This window comes from Haladaptatus sp. W1 (assembly GCF_001723155.1).
Classification (GTDB): Archaea; Halobacteriota; Halobacteria; order Halobacteriales; family Haladaptataceae; genus Haladaptatus; species Haladaptatus paucihalophilus.
Genome location: NZ_MEIH01000247.1, coordinates 1 through 2,363, shown reverse-complemented (window position 1 = coordinate 2,363; position 2,363 = coordinate 1). Strand labels below are relative to the sequence as shown.

The window sequence follows — 2,363 nt, the reverse complement described above, 5'->3', positions numbered from 1 at the left end:
TGCCGTAGGAGCCACCACCGGCGACCGCGAGCAGGCCGACGGTGGTATCCTCGAACTCGTCGAAGCTACAGTAGTCGTGGACGTTGCGGAAGGCGGAAGTGTACGACCCGTGGTACACCGGACTGCCGAGCACGACGGAATCCGCTTCTCGAATCTTCCGCGTTATCTCCTCCGCATCCTCCGGCATCTCCTTGTCGGGGTCGAATATCGGGAGGTCGTACTCCCGAACGTCGATGAGTTCCGTCTCGGCCCCCGCTTCCGCGGCGGCGTCGAGGACGTGTTTCAGGGCTGTCCGCGTGTGACTTCCGTCGCGCATGCTGCCGCATACCGCGACGACTGTCGGTTTGGGTTGCATTATTCACCTCGTTGGTGCCGCGAACGTTTAACGGGCTTGTTCCGTCCCGACCGTCGTTGGTGCCGCTTGAACTGTCCCGTATTCCAGTAGCACGTCGATGCGGATACCGCTCGTCTTAGTTTCATGAGCGGGAATTCACATCGAGTTCACAAAACGGTTCCCGAAAACGCGCTTTGGTTGGATGTTCTACATTTCTCTGGGACCACGCCACACGGTGGTTTTTTCGACCCCGGCGGTGACGAACGATGTATGGATACGCTGATTTCGTTCGGAACCGACGGCTGGCGGGCGACGCTCGACGAGTTCACGTCGCCACGAGTGCAAATCGTAGGCCAAGCGGTCGCCGACTACCTCCGCGAAGTCGAGGACCGTGCGGGCGAGACGGTCGCCGTGAGCTACGACGCACGCGAAACGTCGCGCGGGTTCGCGGAGGACCTCTGTCGCGTCCTCGCCGCGAACGGGTTCGACGTGCTCATCCCCGAGCGAGACACCCCGACGCCGATTCTCGCGTGGACGCTCGTGGACCGCGACCTCGCGGGCGGACTGATGATAACCGCCTCGCACAACCCGCCGGAGTACAACGGCGTGAAGTTCATCCCGTCCGACGGCGCGCCAGCCCTCCCCGAAGTGACCGACGAGATAATGGCCCGACTCGCCGAACCCGACCCGCTGCCGGAGTCCGAACATGGCCGGGTCAGCGAGGAGGACTTGGTTGCCCCGTACGCCGACCACGCCTTCGACCTCGTGGACGCCGACTTCGAGGACCTCTCGGTCGTCTACGACGCCATGCACGGGAGCGGCCGCGGCGTCACCGACGAACTCCTCGAAGAAGCGGGCGCGAGCGTCGAATGCCTCCGCTGTGAACGGGACCCGGAGTTCGGCGGGTCGTCGCCGGAACCGAGCGAGGAGAATCTTCAAGAACTCGTCGCGGCGGTCGAGGACGGCGACGCCGACCTCGGAATAGCGAACGACGGCGACGCCGACCGCATCGCCGTCGTCACGCCTGAACGCGGCTTCTTGGACGAGAACCTCTTTTTCGCCGCGTTGTACGAGTATCTCCTCGAAGCCGACTCGGGGTCGGCGATTCGCACCGTCTCGACTACGTTCCTCATCGACCGGATCGCCGAGAAACACGACCAGGAGGTCCACGAGACGCCGGTCGGGTTCAAGTGGGTCGCACAGGCCATCGCGGACCACGACGCGCTCGTCGGCGGCGAGGAGAGCGGCGGGTTCACGATTCGCGGCCACATCCGCGAGAAGGACGGCGTGCTCATGGCGCTCCTCGCCGCGGCAATCGCGGCCGAACGCCCCTTCGACGACCGCGTGGACGACCTGCTTTCGATGAGCGCGGAACAGGCGTGCGGGCCGTTTGCGACGTACAGTCCGTCGGCCTCGTCCGATTCCTCGTAGGGGACGCCGAGGTCGTCGAGGACGGCCTGCGACGGGTCGCGGACCGTCACCTTGTTCATCAGGAATCCGCCGAGCCAGAACCCGCCGCCGAGGTAGTTGTTCTTCTCCACGACCATGGTCTCGACGCCGCGCTCGGCGAGTTCCTTCGCCGCGACCAACCCGGACGGGCCGCCGCCGACGATGATGACGTCCGTTTCCGAGAACTCGGTGAACTCGTCGCTCCACGCGGTGCCAATCGCTCGCGTCACTTCCGCCTCGCTCACGTCCGCAAAGCCATCGAATGCTTGCATACCACTCAGTGATATCACTAAGTTGTTGAAAAGGGTTTTCCTCCGTCGGTGACACGTGGCCGTCGCTATCGGATCGACTCGACTTTTGTCGAAAAACCTCGGTTTAGTGGCGTCTCGCGTCGATTTCGGACACGGAGAGAACCGCTCAGTCGTAGGTCGGCACGCGCCCGGATTCGTCGCTGCCGTCCACCAGCGGCAGGGACACCAGTTCCGCGCCGACGTCCTCACCATCGACGCGGACGGTCAGTCTCGACCCGATTTCCACGTCGTAGTCCACCAGCGCCATCGCGGCCGGTTCCCCGCGCGAC

Annotated in this window: 2 protein-coding genes and 1 pseudogene; 1 reads left to right on the top strand and 2 read right to left on the bottom strand. The window is 64.3% G+C overall.

The features are described 5' to 3' along the window. A partial coding sequence (locus tag BG842_RS10795; protein ID WP_139136095.1) for an NADPH-dependent FMN reductase occupies positions 1 to 355 on the bottom strand: 355 nt, incomplete at its 3' end. A gap of 249 nt (positions 356 to 604) precedes the next feature. Here BG842_RS10795 and BG842_RS10790 point away from each other — a divergent pair. After that, positions 605 to 1,765 carry a phosphoglucomutase/phosphomannomutase family protein gene (locus BG842_RS10790; protein ID WP_254663068.1) on the top strand — a complete coding sequence of 387 codons (1,161 nt, stop codon included), beginning with the start codon at positions 605 to 607 and terminating at the stop codon, positions 1,763 to 1,765. Here the strand turns inward: BG842_RS10790 and BG842_RS27470 are convergent. After that, a pseudogene (locus BG842_RS27470) lies at positions 1,690 to 2,055 on the bottom strand (FAD-dependent oxidoreductase); the annotation flags it as partial. The gene BG842_RS10790 and the pseudogene BG842_RS27470 overlap by 76 nt on opposite strands. Positions 2,056 to 2,363 lie beyond the last annotated feature (308 nt).

Bases quoted from the DNA above. Each gene is read 5' to 3' on its own strand.
- BG842_RS10790 (WP_254663068.1), top strand. From the start codon at position 605: ATGGATACGCTGATTTCGTTCGGAACCGACGGCTGGCGGGCGACGCTC.